17 protein-coding genes and 1 tRNA gene are annotated in these 21,890 nt (G+C 62.8%); 9 read left to right on the top strand and 9 right to left on the bottom strand.

What is annotated here, in order from left to right:
• On the top strand, positions 1-1,381 hold a 1,381-nt coding region (locus LCF59_RS12630), incomplete at its 5' end, for an ATP-binding cassette domain-containing protein (protein WP_292287970.1).
• 90 nt (positions 1,382-1,471) lie between these two features.
• Entirely contained in the window at positions 1,472-2,575 is a 1,104-nt protein-coding gene (locus LCF59_RS12635; RefSeq protein WP_292287971.1) for an acetoin utilization protein AcuC, read from the top strand.
• Here the strand turns inward: LCF59_RS12635 and LCF59_RS12640 are convergent.
• Positions 2,555-3,187: a histidine phosphotransferase family protein gene (locus LCF59_RS12640; RefSeq protein ID WP_292287972.1), complete on the bottom strand. Its 633-nt coding sequence runs from the start codon at positions 3,185-3,187 to the stop codon at positions 2,555-2,557. The genes LCF59_RS12635 and LCF59_RS12640 overlap by 21 nt on opposite strands.
• Positions 3,188-3,220: 33 nt before the next feature.
• Between LCF59_RS12640 and LCF59_RS12645 the strand changes: the two genes are divergently transcribed.
• From LCF59_RS12645 to LCF59_RS12655, 3 genes are all read left to right on the top strand, one after another.
• Positions 3,221-3,403 (top strand): DUF3553 domain-containing protein, encoded by a 183-nt coding sequence (locus tag LCF59_RS12645; protein WP_292287973.1) that lies wholly within the window; start codon positions 3,221-3,223, stop codon positions 3,401-3,403.
• A gap of 125 nt (positions 3,404-3,528) precedes the next feature.
• A complete protein-coding gene (locus LCF59_RS12650) occupies positions 3,529-4,302 on the top strand; it encodes a GNAT family N-acyltransferase (protein ID WP_292287974.1) in 774 nt (257 codons plus the stop codon).
• Complete coding sequence (locus LCF59_RS12655) at positions 4,299-5,126, top strand: 1-acyl-sn-glycerol-3-phosphate acyltransferase (protein ID WP_292287975.1); 828 nt, start codon at positions 4,299-4,301, stop codon at positions 5,124-5,126. Before LCF59_RS12650 ends, LCF59_RS12655 begins: the two co-directional genes overlap by 4 nt.
• A 609-nt stretch (positions 5,127-5,735) precedes the next feature.
• On the opposite strand, the gene gyrA is transcribed toward LCF59_RS12655, so the two are convergent.
• Entirely contained in the window at positions 5,736-8,432 is a 2,697-nt protein-coding gene (gyrA, locus tag LCF59_RS12660) for a DNA gyrase subunit A (protein WP_292288017.1), read from the bottom strand.
• 243 nt (positions 8,433-8,675) lie between these two features.
• Between gyrA and LCF59_RS12665 the strand changes: the two genes are divergently transcribed.
• Positions 8,676-8,948 (top strand): aspartate-semialdehyde dehydrogenase, encoded by a 273-nt coding sequence (locus LCF59_RS12665; protein ID WP_292287976.1) that lies wholly within the window; start codon positions 8,676-8,678, stop codon positions 8,946-8,948.
• Between the two features lie 49 nt (positions 8,949-8,997).
• Here the strand turns inward: LCF59_RS12665 and LCF59_RS12670 are convergent, their stop codons facing one another.
• From LCF59_RS12670 to LCF59_RS12680, 3 genes are all read right to left on the bottom strand, one after another.
• Positions 8,998-10,470 carry a carboxypeptidase M32 gene (locus LCF59_RS12670; protein ID WP_292287977.1) on the bottom strand — a complete coding sequence of 491 codons (1,473 nt, stop codon included), beginning with the start codon at positions 10,468-10,470 and terminating at the stop codon, positions 8,998-9,000.
• Positions 10,467-11,615: a heme A synthase gene (gene ctaA / locus LCF59_RS12675; protein WP_292287978.1), complete on the bottom strand. Its 1,149-nt coding sequence runs from the start codon at positions 11,613-11,615 to the stop codon at positions 10,467-10,469. Before ctaA ends, LCF59_RS12670 begins: the two co-directional genes overlap by 4 nt.
• A 63-nt stretch (positions 11,616-11,678) precedes the next feature.
• Positions 11,679-12,422, bottom strand: a complete 744-nt coding sequence (locus LCF59_RS12680) for an RNA methyltransferase (RefSeq protein WP_292287979.1) — start codon at positions 12,420-12,422, stop codon at positions 11,679-11,681.
• A 142-nt stretch (positions 12,423-12,564) separates the two neighbouring features.
• On the opposite strand from LCF59_RS12680, the gene LCF59_RS12685 reads away from it, so the two are divergent.
• Entirely contained in the window at positions 12,565-13,188 is a 624-nt protein-coding gene (locus LCF59_RS12685; RefSeq protein ID WP_292287980.1) for a thiamine phosphate synthase, read from the top strand.
• Positions 13,189-13,477: 289 nt separating this feature from the next.
• Here the strand turns inward: LCF59_RS12685 and LCF59_RS12690 are convergent, their stop codons facing one another.
• Entirely contained in the window at positions 13,478-14,035 is a 558-nt protein-coding gene (locus LCF59_RS12690; protein WP_292287981.1) for a YSC84-related protein, read from the bottom strand.
• A gap of 126 nt (positions 14,036-14,161) precedes the next feature.
• A complete protein-coding gene (gene hemB / locus LCF59_RS12695; protein ID WP_292287982.1) occupies positions 14,162-15,160 on the bottom strand; it encodes a porphobilinogen synthase in 999 nt (332 codons plus the stop codon).
• A 252-nt stretch (positions 15,161-15,412) separates the two neighbouring features.
• Here hemB and LCF59_RS12700 point away from each other — a divergent pair, with 252 nt between their 5' ends.
• Both LCF59_RS12700 and mfd read left to right on the top strand, forming a co-directional pair.
• Entirely contained in the window at positions 15,413-15,940 is a 528-nt protein-coding gene (locus LCF59_RS12700; protein WP_292287983.1) for a component of SufBCD complex, read from the top strand.
• Between the two features lie 33 nt (positions 15,941-15,973).
• Positions 15,974-19,450 (top strand): transcription-repair coupling factor, encoded by a 3,477-nt coding sequence (mfd, locus tag LCF59_RS12705; protein WP_292287984.1) that lies wholly within the window; start codon positions 15,974-15,976, stop codon positions 19,448-19,450.
• A 63-nt stretch (positions 19,451-19,513) separates the two neighbouring features.
• Here mfd and LCF59_RS12710 read toward each other — a convergent pair.
• A tRNA-Gly gene (locus tag LCF59_RS12710) sits at positions 19,514-19,587 on the bottom strand.
• 202 nt (positions 19,588-19,789) lie between these two features.
• On the bottom strand, positions 19,790-21,838 hold the full coding sequence (locus tag LCF59_RS12715) for an ASKHA domain-containing protein (RefSeq protein WP_292287985.1): 2,049 nt from the start codon (positions 21,836-21,838) through the stop codon (positions 19,790-19,792).
• Between the last annotated feature and the right edge of the window lie 52 nt (positions 21,839-21,890).

The raw sequence follows: 21,890 nt of genomic DNA on the forward strand, positions 1-21,890 counted from the left end.
GACCAACCATCTCGATATCGAGGCAATCGGCTGGTTGGAAAACGAGCTCAAGCGCACGCGCAAGGGCTTTGTCCTGATCAGCCACGACCGCCGCTTCCTGTCGGAACTCACCCGCGCGACGCTCTGGATCGACCGGGGACAGGTGCGCCGCCAGGAAAAAGGATTCGAGGCCTTCGAGGAATGGCGCGACAAGACCTGGGAAGAAGAAGACATTCAGCGCCACAAGCTCGACCGCAAGATCAAGGCCGAGGCGCGGTGGGCGGTCGAAGGTATCAGCGCAAGACGCAAGCGAAACATGGGCCGCGTCCGCGCGCTGCAAGACTTGAGACAGGATCGCAGCAGCATGACCAAGCGACAGGACACGGCCGCGATGGAGCTTGCCTCGGGCCCAAAATCCGGCCGCAAGGTGATCGAAGCCTCAGGCCTGGCCAAACGCTTTGACGACACGCCCATCGTTCGGGATTTCACGCTCACCGTGCAACGCGGCGACCGCGTGGCCTTTGTCGGACCCAATGGGGTGGGCAAGACCACGCTGATCAAGATGTTGATGGGCGAGATCGAACCGGATGCCGGCACTGTCAAGCTGGGCACGAACCTGGTGCCAGCGGTCTTTGACCAGACCCGCGCGCAACTGAACGGCGATCTGAGCCTGTGGGAAAACCTGACCGGCGATCCCGAGATGCGGGTGTCGGACAAGGCTGATCAGATCATGGTGCGCGGTGCACCAAAGCACGTTGTGGGATATCTCAAGGAGTTTTTGTTCGACGAAGCACAGGCGCGAGCGCCGGTGCGGTCATTGTCGGGCGGTGAAAAGGCGCGGCTTCTGCTGGCCCGGATCATGGCGCGCGAATCGAACCTGCTGGTGCTGGACGAGCCGACAAACGATCTCGATGTCGAAACGCTCGATCTGTTGCAGGACCTGCTGAGTGACTATGACGGAACCGTTCTGCTCATCAGCCACGACCGGGATTTCCTTGACCGCGTGGCGACGACAACCGTCGCGATGGAGGGCAACGGCCGGGCCACTGTCTATGCCGGCGGCTGGAGCGATTATCGCGCCCAGCGCGGTCAGGACATGGCGCCGACATCCTCCGCGGCCTCTGCGCCGAAAGAGGCCGGGACATCAGCCGCCGCGGCGCCCAAGCCGAAATCCGGGCTTAGCTTTACCGAAAAGCACCGGCTTGACGAATTGCCGGCCGAGATCGACCGCCTGACCGGCGAGATTGCCAAGCTCGAAAAGCTTTTGGCCGATCCCGAGCTGTTCACCCGCGAGCCATTGAAATTCAAGAAGGCGTCCGAAGCATTGGCGGCCCGGCAGACTGCCTTGACCGAGGCCGAAGACCAATGGCTCGAGCTGACCGAAAAGGCCGAGGCCGGATGATCCTCCGGCATCGGCGGATCAGGGGCCAGACCCTTCTGAACGCGTCCGGGCGTTTTGGTCTTTGTCCTGCCGCGCCCTAGGTCGGCCATCATGTCCAGACCAATTTTCATCGGCGCTCGCATCTATCGCGGATCGAGCTATGGCCCACGCCATCCGCTGTCGATTCCGCGTGTGCCCACCGTGATGGACTTGTGCCGCAGCCTTGGCTGGCTGCCCTCCGATCAATACCGAACCAGCCCCTGCGCCAAGCCCAGCGCGCTCTTGGGGTTTCACACAGGCGCCTATATCGAGGCGCTGCAAGAGTCCGAAGCGACGCAACAGCCGAACCTGCACTATGACCTTGGCACCCTGTCCAACCCGGTCTTTCCCGAGGTTTACCGCCGCCCTGCCACCGCGGCCGGCGGGGGGTTGTTGGCAGCCGAGAGCGTGAGGCACGGCGGCATCGCCTATAATCCCGGCGGCGGGACGCATCACGGCTTGCCTGATCGTGCCAACGGGTTCTGTTACATCAACGAACCGGTTCTGACGATCCAGCGCCTGCGCGCGATGGGGCTGGAGCGCATCGCCTATATCGATATCGACGCGCATCACTGCGACGGGGTTGCGGTCGCGTTTCACGGCTCGGAGGCGGTTCAGATGATCTCTGTCCACGAAGATCGCCGCTGGCCCTTCACCGGCCAGCTGGAGGATGAGGCGGGTGGTGCAGCACTCAATATTCCCGTTCCGCGCGGATTGAATGATACCGAGTTTGACTTGATCCTCAACGAGGTGATCCTACCCGCAGTGGCGCGGCAAAAGCCCGATGCGATCTATCTGCAATGCGGCGCCGATGCCGTGACGGAGGATCCGCTGTCCCGCCTTGGCTTGTCCAATCGGTGCCATGTGCTTACGGTGCAGGCACTGCGCGCCTTGTCCCCCCGGATGGTCGTGTCGGGCGGTGGCGGCTATAATCCGTGGACGGTCGGCCGGGCGTGGTCCTGTGTCTGGGCAACAATCGCCGGGCACGACATTCCCGATCGGCTACCTGAGGAGGCCTCGGATATTCTGCGTGCCTTGCGCTGGACCCGGCAGGCCCAGCCGGATGAGGCGCTGCTGACCACCTTGCTGGACAGACCCAGAGAGGGGCCGATTTCGCAACAGGTGCAAGACGCCGTGGCGCATTTGAAACGACGGTCAGCCAGTCCGGTCGGATAGATCGAGCGTCAGGCTGGCCCACCCCTGTCCCGACCGAACGGTTATAGCGATGCCGTCGTCCTTGCAAAGCCGTGCAAGCAGGGGAAATTGCACGTCGGCGGGTCGCAGCTTTGACGAATCACCGGAGAATGCGCCCTTTGCCAAAAGGGTCCAATATGGCCCATCCGTCTGGACGGTGTCGGCCTGGGCCGTTGTCACGAGGCGTCCCGGCTCTGTCGTAACCTGGATTTGCCCGCCTTGGGGCAGCGCGTTTTCCAGGCAAAGAACCGACAGGTAGCCAAACTGCGTCACATCGCGTCCGAGGCTTTCTGTGATCGGCCAGCTGGTCATGATGCGTGTGCCCGCATAGTGGTCGGCCAGCGTTTTCTGCACCTCTGCTGCCCCGATCGGATAGGTGTCCCCCGCATTGCCAAAGGCGATGCGGAAGAACCGGATCCGCGCCGTTGCGTTATCGCAGCTTTGCTGGATCAGTGACAGCTCCGGCCCGCCCGGTGCCATGCCGGCCATCCCGGCCAATTCCAGGCCATTGGAAATCGCGCCAATCGGGTTGATAAGGTCATGACAAATCCGAGATCCGATCAATGCAGCAAGTGAAGACCTGTCATGTTGCACTATGTCCTCCAGTAAGCAGCAAGGAGCCCGCTTATGTCTGATATGAATGGTCTTTTGGAGCCCGGGTCATTGGTCCGCCACCCGGAACAGCCTGACTGGGGTGTCGGGCAGGTCCAGTCCAACATCGGCGACACGATCACCGTGAATTTCCGTGAGGCGGGTAAAGTTGTGATAGATGGCTCCCGTATTGAATTAATGCCGGTGTTCGAAGAATAGCATTTCAACCAAAGGTTGATAAATGCTTAATCCAAGCCAAAATACGCGCATTTTGGTCAGCTCCGATGTCGTTGCGCGTCAACCGCGCTGCGATTACTGTGGTCTAGAAGGAGGTTGGCAGCTCCATGCTACAGACGGCCCCCCCATTTCACGTGTCATTGGCGCGGACTGATGCTGACATTCGCGCGGCGCAGAGGCTGCGCTATGATGTGTTCGTGACCGAACTGGGCGGCGATGGGGCCGGTGTGGATCATGGGCGACGGATCGAAACGGACAGGTTCGATGCGTTTGCCGATCATCTGGTGTTGCGCGATCTGCGCGCACCGGACCCTGACACCGACGGCATTGTCGGTGTCTATCGCCTCATGACAGCCGAACATGCTGCCGAGGCGGGGCAGTTTTATTCGGCGGATGAGTTCGATCTGTCCCCGCTGCACGCCAGCGGCCGCACATTGCTTGAGCTGGGGCGATCCTGTCTGCATCCGGACCACCGGGGCGGCGTCGCGCTGCGCAGTCTGTGGCAGGGATTGGCAGAATATGTGGTGGAAAAAAACATCGATCTTCTGTTCGGCACGGCCAGCTTTCATGGTACCGATACGGAACGTCTGCTCAACCCGGTGTCGCATCTGCACGCCGCTTATCTTGCCCCGCCGGATTTGCGCGTGACATCGAAGATGCCGCAGGACATGGCTTTGCTTCCCCCCGCGAAGGTCGACCGCAAGGCCGCGATGCGCGACACGCCGGCGTTGATCAAATCCTACCTTAAGCTGGGAGGCGCGATCGGGCAGGGGGTGTTTGTCGATCACGCCTTCAACACGACCGATCTCTGCCTGATCCTCGATGCGGCACGGCTTGATCCCGCTGATCCGCTGCGCCGCCCGGCGCGCGCCGCACGATGAGCCCGACATGGGACAGTGACGAGCCGATAGAAGCCGAGCGCATCTCGGTTCCCGGTTGGCTGCGGGTGATCCTGCGCGGGCTGGCCCTCGGCACCGTGTTGTTCGGGGGTCTGCTGGTGCTGCTGCTGGTGCGACTGGTCGAGCGTCCTCTTTCGGGGGTTGATCGTCCTGTCACGCCCTACATCACCCAAGGCGTGTGCCGGACAGCCCTGTTTATCCTCGGGATGCGGCTGCTGGTGCGCGGGCCGCGCCTTCGGGTGCGCGGTGCCGTTGTTGCCAATCACAGCTCGTGGCTTGACATCTTTGCCCTGAATGCCCGCAAGAATGTCTATTTCGTTTCCAAATCCGAAGTGGCGTCATGGCCCGGAATCGGGTGGCTTGCCCGCGCCACCGGTACGGTCTTCATCCGGCGCGACCCGCGAGACGTGAAGGCGCAGGTGGCACTTTTCGAAGAGCGCCTGAGGCATGGCCACCGGCTGTTGTTCTTTCCGGAGGGCACCTCGTCGGATACGGTTCGTGTCTTGCCGTTCAAACCCACGCTCTTTGCGCCGTTTTTCGGTGATGCGCTGATCCATGAAATGCGCGTTCAAGCCGTGACCGTGATCTATCACCCGCCCGAGGGCAAGGATCCACGGTTTTACGGCTGGTGGGGAGAGATGGGCTTTGGCGAACACCTGATCAAGGTGCTGGCGCAACATCCGCAAGGCAAGATCGAACTCGTGTATCATGAGCCAGTGCGCATCGACGCATTCCCCAACCGGAAAACGCTGGCCCGCAAGCTGGAAGAACAGGTGAGATCGCATCATTCCCGACTTTGCGAGTGAAGTCCGTTGGCGCGTAAACGGCACCCTGCTGCAAATTTACCCAGTCTGAAAACCGGGGACGGGTGTCACAGGTCGCAGCCATCGGTATGCCAAGGGCCAAGGGCCAAGGGAAGGCGCAGCTCTTCAAGGATGTGCAATACCGAGAACGCCGCGAAACAGCCCGGCGCATCACCTGTGCAACACGCCGGGCTTGATATGAAAAACTGCGGCACAGATGGATCAGGACCACCTTGGGCGCCGATAAATTTTTTTGTGCAAATTCAGAGCACTCGTTACCCGTACGCACCGGCACAGGCGGCAGAAAATGCCAAGTTGGGAATTTGATGTGTCCGGTGCGATACCGTCTATTCTATTGTCCTTCTGAAGGAGCCTGTCCTGTCGGCGAACAACGGGTTTGACTGACGTCAGTGGCACGACCTTGGACCTTGGGTCGAATCCGAGGACCTTCGTAGGCCATGACATCGCTCAGCGCCGTTTCTGCGTCGCATCATCGTATAAACGAATCGCGTAACGGTTTCGCAAAAGCCAAAAAGCGGCGCGACCAACAGGGCCGCGCCGCTCTTTCATCTTGCGACACCAGGGGCTTGCAGTCCGCGGCCGATCCTGTGTTTACTCGTTGTCGGGCAGGTCCTCGTCTGCCTGATCGGCGATCCATGCGACCGAAACCACGACTTCGTCGGCCCCGGTGTTGAACACCTTCACGCCGCCTGCATTGCGGGAACGGAAGGAAATCCCGTCCACCGGCACCCGGATCGATTGTCCGCGCGAGGTTGCAAGCATGATCTGGTCGTCCATATCCACCGGGAATGACGCCACGATGGCCCCGGCACGCAGCCCTTTATCGATGGCCTGCACGCCTTGGCCACCACGCCCGCGCACGGGGTAGTCATGCGATGAAGACAGCTTGCCCGCGCCCTTGGCGGTGATCGTCAGGATCAGATTTTCCGCTGCCGACATCTCGGCATAGCGGTCCTGGGTGATGGCGCCGGGGGCCATTGCCTCCTCGTCGTCCTCGGACTCGGCATCGTCGGCCAGCCCGGCCACGGCCCGGCGCATCTTGAGATAAGCGGCCCGCTCTGCCGGATCGGCCTCGAAGTGGCGGATCACGGCCATGCTCACCACGCGGTCGCCGTTGTTGAGACGAATGCCCCTGACACCTGTGGACTTGCGGCCCTTGAAGACGCGGACAGCGGTGGTCGGGAAACGGATGGCGCGGCCCGAGTCGGTGACAAGCATCACGTCGTCGTCTTCGGACGCGATCCGCGCGTTGACCAGTTCCACACCCTCGGGCAGGTCCATCGCGATCTTGCCGTTGCGCATCACGTTGGTGAAATCCGACAGCGCGTTACGCCGCACGTCGCCCGCACTGGTGGCGAAGACGATCTGCAAGTCATCCCAATCGGTCTCGTCCCGGTCTACCGGCATGATCGCGGCAATCGACACGCCGGTCGGGATCGGCAGGATGTTGACGATGGCCTTGCCCTTGGAGGTGCGCCCGCCCTGCGGCAGGCGCCACGTCTTGAGCTTGTAGACCATGCCCTCGGTGGTGAAGAACAACAGCTGCGTGTGGGTGTTGGCGACGAACAGCGTGGTGACGACGTCGTCATCCTTGGTCGACATGCCCGACAGCCCCTTGCCGCCACGCTTTTGCGCGCGGAAATCGGCGAGCGGCGTGCGCTTGATATAGCCGGTCTGTGTGACCGTCACGACCATGTCCTCGCGTTCGATCAGGTCCTCGTCTTCCATGTCGCCGGACCAGTCGACGATCTCGGTGCGGCGCGGCACAGCGAACTGGTCGCGGACTTCGCGCAGTTCATCGGCAATGATCCCCATGATCCGGTCACGCGACCCCAGGATTTCGAGGTATTCACGGATTTTGCCGGCCAGCTCTTCCAACTCATCGGTGACTTCCTTGACACCGATCTGGGTCAGGCGTTGCAGGCGCAATTCCAGGATGGCGCGGGCCTGTGCCTCGGACAGGTTATAGGTGCCGTCCTCGTTGGCGGTGTGGGTCGGATCATCGATCAGCGCGATATAGGGCAGGATATCCTTGGCGGGCCATTTTCGGGTCATCAACCGCTGGCGCGCCTCTGCTGCATCGGCCGAAGACCGGATGGTCTGAACCACCTCGTCGATATTGGTGACCGCCACGGCGAGGCCGCACAGGATGTGGCTCCGCTCGCGTGCTTTTCGCAGCAAATACGCGGTCCGTCGCGCAACGACGTCCTCACGAAAATCGATGAACGCGGTCAGGAAGCGGCGCAGCGTCAACTGTTCGGGCCGCCCACCGTTCAGCGCCAGCATGTTGCAGCCAAAGGAGGTTTGCATCGGGGTGAAGCGGAACAACTGGTTCAACACCACTTCGGCGGTTGCATCGCGCTTGAGTTCGACCACCACGCGCACACCATTGCGGTCGGATTCGTCCTGAACGTGCGCGATCCCTTCGATCCGCTTTTCGCGGGCGGATTCGGCGATCCGTTCGATCATGGTGGACTTGTTCACCTGGTAGGGAATTTCGTCGATGACGATCGCCCAACGATCCTTGCGGATTTCTTCAACCCGCGTCTCGGACCGGATGATCACCGAGCCGCGCCCCTCAAGATATGCCTTGCGCGCGCCCGAGCGGCCCAACATGAGTCCGCCTGTCGGGAAATCAGGGCCGGGGACGTACTGGATCAATTGCTCCGAACTCAGGTCCGGCTCCTCGATCAGGGCCAGACAGGCCTCCACAACCTCGCCCAGGTTATGCGGCGGGATATTTGTGGCCATGCCCACGGCAATGCCGCCCGCACCGTTGACCAGCATGTTGGGAAACCGTGCCGGAAGAACCGTCGGTTCCTTGTCCTTGCCGTCGTAATTGTCCTGGAAATCGACCGTGTCCTTGTCGATATCCGCGAGCAGGAAGCTGGCGGGCTTGTCCATGCGCACTTCCGTATAGCGCATGGCGGCGGCGTTATCACCATCCATGGACCCGAAATTGCCCTGGCCATCCAGAAGCGGCAGCGACATGGAAAAGTCTTGCGCCATCCGCACAAGCGCATCGTAGATCGCGCTGTCGCCATGCGGGTGGTACCGCCCCATGACGTCGCCCACCGGACGCGCTGATTTGCGGTACGGTTTGTCGTGGCTGTTGCCGGATTCGTGCATGGCGTAGAGGATTCGCCGGTGCACCGGTTTCAGACCGTCGCGCAGGTCCGGGATCGCACGGCTGACGATCACGCTCATCGCGTAATCCAGGTAAGACGACTTCATCTCGTCCGTGATCGATATTTGCGGCCCATCGTGGCGCGGACGTTCAGGCGGCATATCTTCAGTGTTTTCAGGGGGTTCTGGCGTGTCGCTCACGGGGATAGCCTGCTGTCTGGATGTCTATATTTTGTTGGGATAACACATATCAGAGACAGGATGTAGCCTGCAATCCACTTGAAGATTTTCGTGGCAAAGAGCGATTGGCACTCACCACTCAAGATGGCCAACATGTTGTTTTTGTTGAAAAGTAACGAATCTGTGGCAAGATTTCCAACATAACAATAATCGCATGAGGTTTGCATGTCGGAAATGAGCGAAACCGAATTGATGCTGCGGGGCTACGGGCTGACCACCGCGCAATTCTATTACCGGATGCCGGATTACCGGAATGTCCTGAACACGTTTGTCTGGCAGGACTATGATCTGGCCCCCGATCATCCCAAGCTGTTCGAATTCATCGAATTCTGGCAAGACACGATCGAAGGCCCGTTGCACTCGGTGCAATACACGCATCGCAAGATGCTGTCCTCGGGTGAATGGCAGAACATGGTTGGTGAGTTCACCTATCATTGACACCGCGTGCGAGCGCCGTTTCTGGCGTTCGCACAAAGCGGCGCGGGTCTTAAACCCCGTAGATGCTGCCGAATTTTTCTTCGAGGTAGGTCAGCAGCGGCGCCTCGTTCGGTGCGAAACCGCATGCCCGCTCGATCACGTCGCGCGGTTCGTACAGCCCGCCATGGCGCTGCACATTGTCCCGCAGCCATGTCGTCGCGCCGGACGTGTCACCCGCCGCCATTTGCGGGTCCAGGTCAGGCACGGCCTGGCGCAACGCCTCGTGCAGGCACCCGGCATAGACATTGCCCAGCGAATAGGTCGGGAAATACCCGAACAGGCCCACCGACCAGTGCACGTCCTGCAGGACACCGTTTGACGGCTTGTCCACCGCATAGCCGAAATCCGCCTCGAAGCGTGTGTTCCAGGCCTCTTCCAGATCGGTCACATCCAGCGACCCCGCAATCAACTGGCGCTCCAGGTCATATCGCAGAAGGATATGCAGGTTGTACTGCACCTCGTCGGATTCTGTACGGATGAAGCCTCGGTGCACCCGGTTCACCGTGGCAAAGAACGCCTCCGCATCGGGGATGCCGATATCGCCGAACGTCTCGACCATCTGGCCCAGCAGCCAGCCCGTGAACGCCCGCGAGCGGCCAAGCTGGTTCTCGTAAATCCGGCTCTGGCTTTCATGGACTCCCATCGACACACCCTGGCCCAGAGGCGTCAGCAGATAGGCTTGGTCGATATTCTGCTCGTAAGACGCGTGGCCAACCTCGTGGATTGTCGAATAGATGCAATTGAAGGGGTCGATCGGGTTGGTGCGTGTCGTGATGCGCACGTCGTTGCCCGATCCCGAGCTGAACGGATGAACCGCCTTGTCCACGCGTCCCCGGCTCATGTCGTAGCCAAAACCCTTGGCAATCTGCCGGGCCAGCCGCATCTGCGCGTGCTCATCAAAGGTGCCGCGCAAGGCAGCAGGGGCAGGCGCCCCCAGGACACTGTCTCGCAACGCCACCAGGCGTGGCCGCATGGCCCCGAACATCGCGTCCAGGTCTGCCGCCGTCGCGCCCGGCTCGTAATCTTGCAACAACGCATCATAGGGATCGCCGCCATCGGCAATCGCCGCGCCCTCCTGGCGCCTCAGGTCGAGGACGCGCTCCAGGGTCGGGGCGAACGCGGCGAAATCATCGTTTGCCCGCGCTTCGGCCCAGACGCCCTGCGCGACCGACGTCGTGCGCGCAAGCTCGGCCGCCAGATCGGCCGGGACCTTCGAGCTTCGTTCGAAACTGCGCCGGATATGGCGAAGGTTGGCGCGCCCCTCCGCGTCCGTTGGCGCGGCATTCTCCAGCCACTCCGCGACACGCGGATCGGTGCGGCGCGCGTGCAGCACCGATTCCATCGCGCCGATCTCGTCGCTTCGCTGGGTGACCGCACCGCGCGGCATCACCGTTTCCTGATCCCACCCAAGGCGTCCGGCAACTTGGCCCAAGGCTTCGGTTTCGCGGCAAAAGGCCATCAGGTCATCATAAGCCGTGCTCATGTGGTTGCTCCTCGAATGGATTGTTGGGCCGGGTATTGCGCAGCAAACCGTGCCCGCAGGACCAGCACCCACAGGATCACCGCGCCAACCTGGTGCGTGATCGCGATCTGCCACGGCGCCATATAAAGCACCGTCACGATGCCCAGCACCATCTGGACCCAGAGCATGGCAAAGACCGCATTGAAGCGAACCCGCGTGTTCGCGTTCGGCGACTTGCGCGCGCGCACCCAGACGAAGATGCCAAAGACCAACAGCAGATAGCCCGCGATCCGATGCATGAATTGCACGAGCCCCGCGTTTTCAAAGAAGTTGCGCCACACCGGCTCCAGCTCGAACGGGAAGGGCGGCAGGAAGGCGCCCGCCATCAGCGGCCAATCGTTGTAGGTGCGCCCGGCGTCGATTCCCGCCACCAGGGCGCCCAGCAGGATTTGCAGGAACGTGAAATGCATGAGCCCCGTGCCCAGCCCGAACAGCGCGCCGTCCCGTGACCGCCGGGCCTGCATCAGGTCGCGCTCCTCGCGGCCAAGCTCGAAGGTGTACCAGGCGATAAAGCCAAGGATGACAAACGCCAAGCCAAGGTGGGTCGCCAGCCTGTAGGACGCCACATCGAGCATCGTGCCCGTCAGGCCCGAAGACACCATCCACCAGCCGATCGCCCCTTGAATGCCGCCCAGCACACCAAGGATCAAGAGCCGCCCGGTCCACCCGGTGGGGATCTGTTTGCGCAACAGGAACCACAAGAAGCCCACGGCCCAAACAAGGCCGATGACGCGGCCAAGCTGACGATGGCCCCATTCCCACCAATAGATGAATTTGAAGTCGGACAGGCTCATGCCCTTGTTCTGCAACTGGTACTCCGGGATCGCGCGATAGAGTTCGAACTCCCGCTGCCAGTCGCCGGCGTTCATCGGCGGCAAGGCCCCGGTGAGCGGCCGCCACTCGGTAATCGCCAGACCGCTATCGGTAAGCCGGGTCAGCCCGCCAACGGCGATCATCACGGCAACCAGCGCAAAGAGCCCCATCAGCCAGGCCCGGATCGCTCCGCGCGCACCACGCTTGCCCGCGTCGATCATGCCGCCCTTCGGCGCCGCCTTGCGTGGCGTGTCATCGACCACGTCTTCGAAAATATTGCGATTTCCGCTCATGCACGGACCTCCTGAGTTGGGCAAAAGACTAGGCCCGGGACGGGAGCGCTTCAAGGCGCGGAGCTACCCCTTGTTCTTCCAACGCACCATTTGCCGCAGTATGCCGTGCAACATCTGCACATCGGCGCGCGTCAGCGGCATGCGACTCCACATGTTGCGCAGATTTCGCTTCATGCCGGCCGCCTTGATCTCGGGATAGAAGAAACCTGCCTCCTCCAGCCTGTCTTCATAGTGACCGGCCAGCTTGTCCATCTCGATCGCCGTGGCCCACTCGGTGCCTGCCAGTTCAGTTGTTTCGGCCGGTGCCACGATCGATTGACGCCGCCACTCGTAGCCGGTCAGCAAAACGCATTGTGCAAGGTTCAGGGATGGAAACTCCGGGTTGACCGGTACCGAGATGATCGCATTCGCCAGGGCGATATCGTCATTCTCGAGCCCGGCTCGTTCCGGCCCGAAGAGAACGGCGACCGTTTCGCCGCTTGCGATCTTTTCGCGGGCGATTTCCATCGCGCGCTCCGGAGTGACGACAGGTTTGGTCATGCCCCGCTGACGCGCCGTGGTGGCAAAGACAAAGGAACAATCCGCGACCGCATCGACGGTACGCGCTGTCACCACCGCATCATCGAGAACCCGCCCCGCGCCAGATGCCATGGCAACCGCTTTCTGGTTGGGCCAGCCGTCACGCGGGGCGACCAGCGCCATCCGGTCCAGACCGAAATTCAGCATTGCCCGCGCTGCCGCGCCGATGTTTTCCCCCATCTGCGGGCGCACGAGGACAAAACAGGGCTGCGGCGTGTCACTTGGCATGGCTCGGGACTCCGGTTCCGAAAATTTGCGCCTGACTAGTGCGCTGTCCCGCCAAGGGCAAGCCGTGCAAGCCATGCAAGCCCTTGGCGCATGGCGCGAAATCACGGTATAGACGGGCGAGCAAAACCAGAAGGGGCCGAAGATGTCCAATGCAGAGCAGCCGCAGATCTACCTGATCACGCCACCCGAGATCGAACTCAGTCATTTTCCCGAAGACTTGGCGCGTGTTCTGGACACGGTCGAGATCGCCTGCATCCGCCTGTCGCTGGCCACGCGCGACGAGGACCTGATCCTGCGCGCCGCCGATGCCGTGCGCGAGGTGGCGCATCGGTTCGACGTCGCGCTGGTGATCGACACCCATGTGGTGCTGGCGCAGCGGCTTGGCCTGGATGGCGTGCACCTGACCGATGGCCCGCGATCCGTGCGTATGGCCCGCAAGGACCTTGGACCGGATGCCATCGTCGGCGCATTCTGCGACCAGTCGCGCCATGATGGCATGACCGCGGGCGAGGCGGGTGCCGATTACGTCAGCTTCGGCCCCGTCGGCGACACCGCTTTGGGCGATGGATCGCGCGCCGAAACGGAGCTGTTCAAATGGTGGTCCGAAATGATTGAGATCCCCGTGGTCGCCGAAGGCGGGCTTGATCCCGAGATCATCCGCACCCTGGCACCGATCACCGATTTCTTCGGCATCGGCGAGGAAATCTGGCGCAGCGAAAATCCGGTGATCGCGCTCAAGACCCTGGCGGCCGCGATGCCTGGCTGACCCGGGACACCGGGGGCTCTGCCCCCGCCGCGCTTCGCGCGACTCCCCCGGGATGTTTTAAAACCGGAGAGGTAACGGACCATTAACCTTAACGGCCGATAAACGATCTTGCGGTACAGGCGGGGACGCCGATGACCGTAACCGGAGAAGCCCCCTGCCCACAAAGCAGGGGGTGGACCCGTGGTCTGATCTTCTCTGGTTTCGAAATATCCCGGGGGTTTGGGGGCAGAGCCCCCAAGGGCTGCAGACCCGCACATACCAAGCGGGGCTTGCCCGGCATGTCTCCGCGTCAGGGAATGATCCGCGTGTATTTGACGCCTTCCAGCGTTGCTCCGAGGCGCAGGCCGGCCTGACCGAAAATCACCGCGATGACAGGAGCCAGCGAGGTGGTTGTCTCCGCCGCGATTGTCTCGCCACCTTCCGGTATCGCGTATTCGACATTGGCACCGGCAGCCCATCCGGGGGAGCGGCGAAACTTCATCAGCGCGTCCTCGGTCATGAAGAACAGCACATGTGCGTATTGCTGTGCGCCGATCTGCAAGCCCGCGCTGGCCTTGGTCGTGGAGTAGAAATCTACCGTCACGCCGCCGACGCGCAGCGCGCCGCGTCCGAAGGCGCCGCCAAGGCCCAGCCCCGCCTCTGTCACCAGCGGCATCACCAACAGGCCGTTGGCGTTCGAGGCCAATGCCTGGGTGCCGGGAAAGCGGCGGTACATTTCGGCCAGGGTTGCATCGACCCGGGCGTCGATCCGGGCCGCGCCATTGCCGCCGACGCCATTGGCGCAGCCGGACAATAGCAGAATGCCGCCGAGGCCAAGGGCCATCTCACGTCGTGTCAGGGATGTCATGTGTCTGCTCTTTCATTTTCGAAGATTGCCATAGCCTCGGAGTTCGGCTGTTCCGCCGATTGGGTACAGTATAGCCACAACCGAGCGACCTGTCACCATCGACAGAGCCGTTTAGGCGATGGATCGCTATGCGTTGAGCAGGCGTGCAGCGGCCGGTGCGAAATAGGTCAGCACGCCGTCGCAGCCGGCGCGCTTGAACGCCATGAGGCTTTCCAGCATGACGCGGTCATGGTCCAGCCAGCCGCGTTCGGCCGCACCTGCCAGCATCGCGTATTCGCCGGACACCTGGTAGGCGAAGGTCGGAACGCCGAACATGTCCTTGGTCCGGCGACAGATGTCGAGATAGGGCATGCCGGGCTTGATCATCACCATGTCCGCGCCCTCGGAAAGGTCCCGCGCCACCAGGCGCATCGCCTCGTCGGAATTGCCCGGATCCATCTGGTATCCCGTCTTGTCGCCCGTGAAGGCGTCTGCGGCCCCAACTGCGTCGCGGAACGGCCCGTAAAAGGCACTGGCGTATTTCGCCGCGTAACTGAGAAGCGCGACATTGTGAAAGCCCTCGCGTTCCAATTCGCTCCGCATCGCCGCTATGCGGCTATCCATCATGTCGGACGGGCCGATGATGTCCGCGCCGGCGCGCGCTTGGCTGAGGGTCTGTTTCACCAAGGCCTCGACCGTGCGATCGTTGACGATATACCCATCCTCGGAAAATCCGTCATGCCCCGTTATGTTGTAGGGATCCAGCGCCACGTCAGTCATGACCATGATATCCGGCACCGCGTCCTTGATCGCACGGGTCGCGCGGTTTGACAGGTTCTCGGGGTTCCAGGCTTCGGCGCAGTCTTCGGTCTTGAGTGCGGGATCGGTGTAGGGGAAAAGACAAATCGCCGGAATGCCGAGCTCATGCGCCTCGCGCGCGGCCGCCACCACCTTGTCGACCGAGCGTCGAAGGACGCCGGGCATCGTCGGCACCGGCTCCTCGATCCCCTCTCCGTCACGCACGAAGACCGGCCAGATGAAATCATCCGGTGTCAGGCTGTTTTCGCGGACCATGGCGCGCAGCCCTTCGGTGCGGCGCAGGCGGCGCAGGCGTGAGGCGGGAAAGGCGGGTGTAATCGGCGTCATCGGGTTGTCCCTGGGCTTTATCAGTGCCCAAGGGATGCACCGCCCCCGCGCCCATGTCCAGACCCCGCTCGGACCAAACCGCGTGACAGCGCCGCCGCTCCGGTCGACAGGTGGCAACGCCGCGCCGGGGCTATCGGGCGCGCGGCCCGTCCGTGATGGATTGCGCACGCCATTTTACGCGCCAGCATCCGGCTCTGGGCAATCGCCGAACAGCGCGTTAGAGATCAGCGAAATTTAACGGGGGGCGCCACCTTGGATTGGTATTCTACCGTCTTCGAGCTTATCGACATGAGATCCTTTTCGAACCTCTGGTTCTGGATCGTTCTGGCCGTGGTGTGGTCATCGGCCAGCCATTGGGTGCTGGGTGTGCCCTATGACATGGTCAGCCGCGCCAAGCGACGCGGCGGTCAGGATGCCGAGGACCTGACAGACCTGTTGCGGATCAACACGGGCCGGATCCTCTATATTATCGAGGAGGCGGGTCTGTGGATCATCGCGGCGGGGATGTTTTTCCTTACCGGGTTTTTCATTCTCGGCTGGTTCTACGCGGTCGAGATTGCGCAGGCCCTGTTTTTGCTTGGCTTTCCCATGGCGATTGTCAGCATGCTCAGCGTCCGTACGGCGCGGGGTCTGCGCAACCAGGACGACAACCTCGACGCGGTCTACAGACGGCTGGCGCGACATCGCCTGTCCGTGCAGGCGATTGGCATGGTGTCGATCTTTGTCACTGCGATGTGGGGAATGTACGTGAACCTCAGCATTGGCGTGTTGGGCGGTTGACGCGGCCCGGCTGTCACGCCAAATGACAGCGCTATGAACAAACCCCAGCACGTTATCATGGGCGGCGCGCCCGAAGGCTTCGATGCCCGTCTTGTCCTGGCCGAAGCCGAAAAGGCCGGCGGCGCCGTGTGCCATGTGGCGCGCGATGACCGGCGGCTGGCACAGATGCGCGATGCGCTGCGCCTGCATGCGCCCGACATCCCGGTTTTCGTGTTTCCCGGCTGGGATTGCCTGCCCTACGACCGCGTGTCACCCAACCCGGATATTTCGGCCGCGCGCATGGCGACACTGGCCGCGCTCACCCATGCGATGCCCGCGCAATATGTGCTGCTCTCCACGATGACCGCAGCGACGCAGAAGATCCCGGCACGCGCCGTGCTGAAGGACGCGGCCTTCACGGCCCGGGTCGGCAACCGCGTGAACGAAGAGGCGCTGCGCAATTTCCTGGTGCGCATGGGGTTCAGCCAGGCGCCGACGGTGATGGAGCCGGGCGATTACGCCATCCGCGGCGGCATCATCGACATCTACCCGCCGGGCGACGGCGGTCCGGTCCGGCTCGACCTGTTTGGCGACGTGCTGGACGGGGCGCGGCGGTTCGATCCCGCCTCGCAGCGGACGACGGAAAAGCTCGACGTCGTCGAGCTCGCCCCGGTTTCAGAGGTCATCCTCGACGAGGCGGCGATGACGCGCTTCCGGCAGAATTACCGGATCGAGTTCGGCACTGCGGGCAGCGACGATCCGCTCTACGAAGCGGTCAGCGCCGGGAGGAAGCAGGCCGGGATGGAGCATTGGCTGCCGTTCTTCCACGATCATCTTGAAACGCTGTTCGATTACCTGCCCGGTGTGCCGGTCACGCAGGACGATCAGGTCACGCCCGCGCGGCTGGCGCGCTGGGACGGTATCGTGGATCAGTACGAAACGCGCATCGCCGCCCTGCAACAGAAATCGCGCATGGACACGGTCTACAAGCCGGTGTCGCCGGAACAACTCTACCTCGACGATGCCGCCTGGACGGCGGCCCTTGCCGATCGCCGGGTGGTCCAGTTCCACCCGCTGCAACAGGCCTCGGGGCCGAACGTAGTGGATGCGGGCGGGCGCATCGGGCGCAGCTTTGCGCCAGAGCGGCAGCAGGAAAATATAAGCCTGTTCAGTGCGCTGGCGGATCATGTTCGCGCAAAGATGCAAGGCGGACCCGTGGTCATCGCGTCCTATTCCGATGGCGCGCGAGAGCGTTTGTCGGGACTGATCGAGGATGAAGGGCTGGGCGAAACGATCCCGGTCAACGATCTGACCCGCGTCGGCAAGCGCGGGCTTTACCTCACCGTGTGGCCGCTGGAGCAAGGTTTCGAGGCGCCTTGGGGGGAGGCTGGCAAAAGGGCGCGGATCACTGTCGTCTCGGAGCAGGACGTGCTGGGCGACCGGCTGATCCGGTCGCCAAGGAAGAAACGCAAAGCCGAGAACTTCCTGACGGAAGCGCAATCGCTGTCGCCCGGCGATCTGGTCGTGCATGTCGACCATGGTGTCGGTCGGTATCTTGGGCTCGAGGTGGTCACCGCCGCAGGTGCGGCGCATGAATGTCTTTTGCTGGAATATGCAGAAAAAACAAGGCTTTACCTGCCGGTTGAAAATGTCGAACTGCTGTCCAAATTCGGACACGAAGAGGGCCTTCTCGACCGGTTGGGTGGGGGTGCGTGGCAGGCGAAGAAAGCCAAGCTCAAGGAACGCATCCGCGAAATTGCGGACCGGCTGATCCGTATCGCTGCCGAACGTGCGCTGCGAAAGGCGCCCGTGATGGACCCGCCGCCGGGGGCGTGGGACGCGTTTTCCGCCCGGTTCCCGTACCAGGAAACCGACGACCAGCTGCGCGCGATCGAGGATGTCATGTCAGACATGCATTCGGGCCAGCCGATGGACCGCCTGATCTGCGGCGATGTCGGCTTTGGCAAGACCGAGGTCGCGATGCGGGCAGCCTTTGTCGCCGCCATGTCGGGCGTGCAGGTCGCGGTGATCGCGCCGACGACGCTGCTGGCGCGCCAGCACTACAAGGGTTTCGCCGAACGCTTCCGTGGATTTCCCTTGGAAGTCAGGGCCTTGTCGCGCTTTGTTTCGGCAAAGGATGCACAGGCTACCAAGGACGGCCTGGCGCGCGGCACAGTGGATATCGTGGTCGGCACGCACGCGCTTTTGGCCAAGGGCATCCAGTTCCAGAACCTCGGGCTGCTGATCATCGACGAGGAACAGCATTTCGGGGTGTCGCACAAGGAGCGGCTCAAGCAATTGCGCACGGATGTTCACGTGCTGACGCTGACCGCGACGCCGATCCCGCGCACGTTGCAGCTGTCTCTGTCCGGTGTGCGCGACCTGAGCATTATCAGCACGCCGCCGGTCGATCGTCTGGCGATCCGGACCTATGTTTCGGAATTCGATGCGGTCACGGTGCGCGAGGCTCTGCTGCGTGAGCACTACCGCGGCGGGCAATCGTTTTTCGTCGTGCCCCGCGTGTCCGATCTGCCCGAGATCGAGGCGTTCCTGACAGAGCAGGTACCCGAGATCTCCTTTGTCGTGGCGCATGGCCAGATGGCAGCAGGCGAGCTCGACACCCGCATGAACGCCTTTTACGACGGCAAGTACGATGTGCTGCTGGCCACCACGATTGTCGAATCGGGCCTTGATATCCCGACCGCCAACACGATGATCATCCACCGCGCCGATATGTTCGGGCTAAGCCAACTCTACCAGATCCGCGGCCGCGTGGGCCGGTCGAAAACCCGGGCCTATGCTTACCTGACAACGAAACCACGCACCAAGCTGACGCCCGGAGCCGAGAAACGGCTGCGCGCGCTTGGCTCGCTCGACACGCTTGGCGCGGGCTTTACGCTTGCCAGTCAGGATCTCGACATCCGTGGCGCGGGCAACCTGCTGGGCGAGGAACAATCCGGCCAGATGCGCGATGTCGGCTACGAACTTTACCAGTCGATGCTGGAAGAGGCGATTGCCAAGGTGCGGTCGGGCGAAATGGAGGGCCTGTCGGAAGCGGACGATCACTGGGCCCCGCAGATCAACCTCGGCGTGCCGGTCCTGATCCCCGAGGACTACGTGCCCGATCTCGATGTGCGCCTGGGCCTGTACCGCCGCCTGTCATCTCTCTCCACCAAGGTCGAGCTCGAGGGCTTCGCTGCTGAATTGATCGACCGCTTCGGCAAGCTGCCGAAAGAGGTGAACACGCTGCTTCTGGTGGTGCGCATCAAGGCGATGTGCAAACGCGCCGGTATCGCGAAACTCGATGGCGGGCCGAAAGGGGCAACGATCCAGTTCCACAATGACAAGTTCGCATCTCCCGATGGCCTGGTGGATTTCATCAAGGACCAGAAGGGGCTTGCCAAGGTCAAGGACAACAAGATCGTTGTGCGCCGCGACTGGAAGAGGGACAGCGACAAGATCAAGGGCGCGTTTGCGATCGCTCAGGACCTGGCAAAGAAGGTGAAAGAGGCGAAGACGGCCAAGGCCTGAGGCTGTGCGTTAGCGGAAAGCGGTGATGCGTCAACCCATCCTTCGCGCCGTTGTGCGGAGGTCTGGAGCGGGTAGCGGGAATCGAACCCGCAACTTAAGCTTGGGAAGCTCGCGTGATACCTTTTCACCATACCCGCGCTCTGGACGGTCAGATACGCTTGGGTGTGTGGGGCGTCAAGAGGGGGGTGCGCTGTGAGGGTCTCCCTCGTGGGACCGCAGAACAAGCGCCCGACCAGGTGGGCGCGGAACGCGCCCGCCGTCAAACCGAAGGTTTGCCTTCGGCAAAATGGGCAGGCGGACGCGTCACCGCCGCTGCGCGACGGCGGGGCTCCCGGCCCATCACCCCCGCTTCCGCCGCCGCACGCGACCGCCATCACTCCCATCCCCCTGAGTGTTGAACCCAACGACGGGCAACTCAACCACCTTGCCCAGTTCCGGGAACGGGTCGGTGGCGTGGGGGATGGCGTTCGCCGCGACGAAATGGTCCTGGAATTTCGGCTCGATGGCGGTTTCGACCTTGGTGATCTGGCGCACGCTGCGTTCGATCTCGGCGCGGGCGGCCAGGTTGCAGAGCGCAATGCGCGCGCCGGTGCCGGCGGCGTTGCCCGCACTCGTGACCTGGTCCAGCGGCACGTCGGGGATCATCCCCAGCACCATCGCGTGTTTGGCGCTGATATGCGCGCCGAACGCGCCTGCCAGCACCACGCGGTCAACCGTGTCCACACCCATCTCGTCCATGAGTAGCCGCGCGCCCGCGTAGAGCGCGGATTTGGCCAGCTGGATCGCGCGGATGTCTCCTTGCGTGACGGTGATGCGCGGGCCGCCTTGCTCCGTGACATCATGGATCAGGTAGGCATGGGTGCGCCCTTCGGGCACGCAGCGCTCGGTGCCTGTCTGCGCCGCCGATCCGATCAGCCCCTTGGCGTCCATCACCCCGGCAATGCGCAGTTCCGCCACCGCCTCGATGATGCCCGAGCCGCAGATGCCGGTGATGCCTGTCGCGGCGGTCTCGTCCCAGAAACCATCCTCGTCCGACCATTTGTCACAGCCGATCACCCGGAAACGCGGTTCCTTGGTGACGGGGTCGATGCGGATCGCCTCGATGGCACCGGGGGCGGCACGTTGCCCGCTGGAGATCTGCGCGCCCTCGAAGGCAGGGCCGGTGGGCGAGGAACAGGCCAGCACGCGGCGGGTGTTGCCCAGCAGGATCTCCGCATTGGTGCCCACATCGACGATCAGCACGAGGTCCTCGGATTTGCCCGGCTGTTCCGACAGCGCCACAGCGGCGGCATCGGCTCCGACATGGCCCGCGATGCAAGGCAGGATGTAGATCTGGGCGCTGGCGGGCAGGGCGGTCAGGTCCAGGTCGCGGGCGGTCAGGTCGAGGTGGTTCGACGTGGCCAGCGCAAATGGCGCCTGGCCGAGTTCCACCGGGTCGATGCCCAGCAGCAGGTGGTGCATCACCGGGTTGCAGACGAACACGGTTTCCAGAATGAGGCTGGTCGCGATGCCCGCCTCCTTTGCGATTTCCTCGGCCAGCGTGTTGATCGCGTCGCGCACGGCGCGGGTCATCGCCTGATCGCCGCCGGGGTTCATCATGGCATAGCTGACACGGCTCATCAGGTCTTCGCCAAAGCGGATCTGCGGGTTCATGATGCCCGAGGAGGCCACGATCTCGCCGGTGTCCAGATTGGTCAGATGGGCCGCAACGGTGGTGGAGCCAAGGTCGATGGCCAGCCCGAAGATGCCCGCCTCGTGCAGGCCGGGCCAAACGGCGATGATGCGGGGTGTCGCCTCGGCGCTGGTCTTGTGCAGGGCGACAGTGATCGCCCATTTGCCTTTTCGCAGAACGGGTTGCAGCACCGTCAGCACCGGGAAGGCGCAGGTGACCGCTTCGATCTCCCACTGTTCCCTGAGCGCGCGCGCCACGCGCTCCAGATCACCGGTGGGCGTGTGCATGTCGGGCTCGTCGACCTCGATATAGTAAAGCCGGGTGGCCGGGTCCATTTCAATCACGCGGGCACTGGCGGCCTTGCGCACGACCTGGCGGTGGACCTGGGAGTCGGGTGGCACGTCGATCACGATGTCGCCCTGCACCTGGGCCTGGCAGCCAAGGCGGCGGTCCGGTTTCAGCCCGCGCTTTTCGTCGTAACGCGCCTCAACGGCGTTCCAGTCGGACAGGGCGCCCTCGCGGGCGGTGACGCCGTGCTTGGGAAACGCGCCATAGCCGGGTGTGATCTGGCACTTGGAGCAGATGCCGCGCCCGCCGCAGACGCTGTCAAGATCGACCCCCAGATGCCGTGCGGCGGTCAGCACCGGGGTGCCAACGGGGAACCGGCCACGTTTGCCGGACGGCGTGAAGACAACAAGTGGATCCTGGTTTGACATGGGCATCCCTGTATGCGTGTTGGTCGCGATAATAGGGATGCCGTGACCCGGG

This window comes from Marivita sp. (assembly GCF_020055675.1).
Classification (GTDB): domain Bacteria; phylum Pseudomonadota; class Alphaproteobacteria; order Rhodobacterales; family Rhodobacteraceae; genus Marivita.

Bases quoted from the DNA above. Each gene is read 5' to 3' on its own strand.
- LCF59_RS12635 (WP_292287971.1), top strand. From the start codon at position 1,472: ATGTCCAGACCAATTTTCATCGGCGCTCGCATCTATCGCGGATCGAGC.
- LCF59_RS12645 (WP_292287973.1), top strand. From the start codon at position 3,221: ATGTCTGATATGAATGGTCTTTTGGAGCCCGGGTCATTGGTCCGCCAC.
- LCF59_RS12650 (WP_292287974.1), top strand. From the start codon at position 3,529: ATGCTACAGACGGCCCCCCCATTTCACGTGTCATTGGCGCGGACTGAT.
- LCF59_RS12655 (WP_292287975.1), top strand. From the start codon at position 4,299: ATGAGCCCGACATGGGACAGTGACGAGCCGATAGAAGCCGAGCGCATC.
- gyrA (WP_292288017.1), bottom strand. From the start codon at position 8,432: ATGCCGCCTGAACGTCCGCGCCACGATGGGCCGCAAATATCGATCACG.
- LCF59_RS12665 (WP_292287976.1), top strand. From the start codon at position 8,676: ATGTCGGAAATGAGCGAAACCGAATTGATGCTGCGGGGCTACGGGCTG.
- LCF59_RS12670 (WP_292287977.1), bottom strand. From the start codon at position 10,470: ATGAGCACGGCTTATGATGACCTGATGGCCTTTTGCCGCGAAACCGAA.
- ctaA (WP_292287978.1), bottom strand. From the start codon at position 11,615: ATGAGCGGAAATCGCAATATTTTCGAAGACGTGGTCGATGACACGCCA.
- LCF59_RS12680 (WP_292287979.1), bottom strand. From the start codon at position 12,422: ATGCCAAGTGACACGCCGCAGCCCTGTTTTGTCCTCGTGCGCCCGCAG.
- LCF59_RS12685 (WP_292287980.1), top strand. From the start codon at position 12,565: ATGTCCAATGCAGAGCAGCCGCAGATCTACCTGATCACGCCACCCGAG.
- LCF59_RS12690 (WP_292287981.1), bottom strand. From the start codon at position 14,035: ATGACATCCCTGACACGACGTGAGATGGCCCTTGGCCTCGGCGGCATT.
- hemB (WP_292287982.1), bottom strand. From the start codon at position 15,160: ATGACGCCGATTACACCCGCCTTTCCCGCCTCACGCCTGCGCCGCCTG.
- mfd (WP_292287984.1), top strand. From the start codon at position 15,974: ATGAACAAACCCCAGCACGTTATCATGGGCGGCGCGCCCGAAGGCTTC.
- LCF59_RS12715 (WP_292287985.1), bottom strand. From the start codon at position 21,838: ATGTCAAACCAGGATCCACTTGTTGTCTTCACGCCGTCCGGCAAACGT.